2 protein-coding genes are annotated in these 3,099 nt (G+C 30.7%); both read left to right on the forward strand.

Annotated features, from left to right (window positions below; all coding sequences use genetic code 11):
* On the forward strand, positions 1-1,064 hold a 1,064-nt coding region (locus LJD34_RS15630), incomplete at its 5' end, for a L,D-transpeptidase family protein (protein WP_227360332.1).
* 98 nt (positions 1,065-1,162) lie between these two features.
* On the forward strand, positions 1,163-3,099 hold a 1,937-nt coding region (locus tag LJD34_RS15635), incomplete at its 3' end, for a transglutaminase domain-containing protein (protein ID WP_318532730.1).

Consider the following 3,099-nt stretch of genomic DNA (forward strand, 5'->3'; position numbering starts at 1 on the left):
TCTATGATGGAAATGCAAGTTTAGTAAGTGGATGGTATAAATACTATGGTAAATGTTATTATTTAGATGCTAATGATGAAGCATATCCGTATGCTGCCATTACTAATCAAGTAAGAGAAATCAATGGTGTTAAATATACTTTTGATGAAAATGGTGCTATTAAAACAGGCTGGATGTTAGATGGTAATGATTGGCATTACTATGATCAAAATGGAAATAAATGCACAGGTTGGGTTTATGTTAAAAATCAATGGTATTTATTAAACGATGCAGGTGTCATGCAAACCGGATGGCAAAGAGTTTCTGGTAAATGGTATTATTTAGATGAATCAGGTCAAGGGTATATGTACACGGGTTGGCTTGATTTGAATGGTCAATGGTATTACCTAAATGCGTATGGTAGTATGTTAACAGGCTGGATAAATGTAAAAGGAACTTGGTATTATATGGATGCAAGTGGGGCAATGTGCACAGGTTGGAAGCAAATTGCTGGAACTTGGTATTATTTACATTCAGGTGGAAATATGGCTATTGGATGGTTGAAAGATAACAATCAATGGTATTATTTAAATTCATCTGGAGCAATGTTACATGATACGTATTTTGAAGCATTTTATTTTACTTCTAGTGGGGCTTTAAGAAGCGATAGTGTTTATGATTCAATGACAAGTAGAGCAAGCGGATACAGTAGTGCTACTAATTATTTGATTTTAGTTGATACAGCTAATTGTCGAGTAGCTATTTATCAAGGTTCTGTAAATAATTGGAACAATATTCATTATTATAGTTGTGCCCCAGGTAAAGCTTCAACACCTACAGTTAAAGGTGAATTTACAGTTGGAATAAGAGGATATTATTTTGACTCAGGATCATCTAGATGTTTCTGGTATACACAATTTAAAGGAAACTATTTATTCCATAGTACTCTTTATAATAAAAATGGTACAATTCAAGATAATAGAACAGGAATTCCATTATCACATGGTTGTGTAAGACTTGAAATACAATATGCTAAATGGATTTATGATAATATTCCTTCAGGAACAAAAGTAGTAGTATATTAATGTGAATTTGATGAGGATACTTAGAGTATCCTCGTTTTTTTTATATATTCTTGAAAAGAAATGGCTTACATGGTTAAATGAATATAAGGAGGGAAATCATGAAAAAGAAATTATTTATTGTATCACTTGTTCTTTCAATGTGTTTTTCTATGTTAAGTATAGTCAATGTACAAGCAAAAGAAACAATTAGAGAAGATCATTATGTAAATCCTATTTATAAAGATGTAAAAAGTAGTGTTGTTCATCATGATATTCAAACATATAGTTTAGAAGATGTTGAATATACAAGTGATCAAGAAAAACTTGTAAAGATATTTAGAGAAAAATTAATTAATAGAGAAAGTAATATTGTTCTTTATTATCATTGTGATGAAGAAATTACACAAGAATTTTTTTCTAATTTAGTACATCAGTTGTTTCAAAAGGCCATCAAACATACTGGTAATGGAAAAGAAGGAGACTATCTTAAATGGCACTGTCAAGGGTGGACAGTAAAAGCATCCATATCTGTAAATTCTAATAAGGGATATGATTTAAATATTTTTTATGATGTATCTTATTTATCTAGTTTAGAACAGGAAGAAAAAGTAGATGAAGAAGTCTCTAATTTATTGAAGTCATTAGATTTATCAAATAAGACAGACTATCAAAAAGTAAAAGCAATCTATGATTATATATGTTCAAATGTTACATATGATCATGATAACTTAAATGATAAATCCTATTCATTAAAATATACAGCTTATGCAGCTTTGATCAATAAAACAGCAGTATGCCAAGGATATGCATCGTTATTTTATCGCTTAGCATTAGATGCAGGTGTAGATACAAGAGTTATTTCAGGTGAAGCAGGGGGACCACATGCTTGGAATATCGTTAAATTAAATGGTAAATATTATAATCTTGATAGTACATGGGATGCAGGAAGAAGTACATATGCTTATTTCTTAAAAAATACAAATGATTTTGATGATCATGTAAGAGATAATGACTATCAATCAAATGAGTTTATTGAAGAATATCCAATGTGGGATGAATCTTATACAGAAATTGATTGTAATAAATATGGTCATAATTATAGTGAACCTATATATAAGTGGTCTGTAGATAATATGACAGTCACAGCTCAAAGAGTATGTGCAAATAATTATGAACATGTTGAAGAAGAAACCGTTACAGCTCAAAAAATTGTTAAAGATCCAACATGTACAGAAAATGGAATAATTACTTATATAGCTAATTTCAAAAATAATGCATTTAAGCCACAAACAAAAATAGTAGATGACAAAAAAGCAACAGGGCATAAAGTAGTTGTTGATCAAGGTAAAAAAGCAACATGTACAGAAGATGGATTAACAGAAGGAAAACATTGTTCTGTATGCAACGAAGTCATCAAAAAACAAGAAGTGATTCCATCAACAGGGCATAAAGTAGTTGTTGATCAAGGTAAAAAAGCAACATGTACAGAAGATGGATTAACAGAAGGAAAACATTGTTCTGTATGTAAAGAAGTCATCAAAAAACAAGAAGTGATTCCAGCAACAGGGCATAAAGTAGTTGTTGATCAAGCTAAGGAAGCAACATGTACAAATACAGGTTTAACAGAAGGAATACATTGTTCAATATGTAATAAGATTATTAAAAAACAAGGAATCATTCCAGCTTTAGGACATGATTTTAAAGATGGAGTATGTACAAGATGTCATAATCAACTAAAAGGACAATGGAAACAATCAGGGAACAAATGGTGGTATCAATATGAAGATGGAACATATCCAAAAAATGAATTCATTACAATAGATAATAAACTCTATAGATTTGATCAATATGGATATATGCAAACAGGATGGTTCAGGGTCAATAATGAAGATTACTATGCTACATCTAGTGGAGCTATCAAAGCACAATGGGTAGGATCAGGAAATAACTGGTACTATGTAGACGCTGATGGAAAAATGATAACAGGATTCCAAACAATTTCAGGAGCTAAATATTACTTTGCAAGTAGTGGATTAATGCAAACAGGATGGTTCAA

The organism is Faecalibacillus sp. MSK20_93 (assembly GCF_020589945.1).
Taxonomy (GTDB): Bacteria; Bacillota_I; Bacilli_A; order Erysipelotrichales; family Coprobacillaceae; genus Faecalibacillus; species Faecalibacillus intestinalis.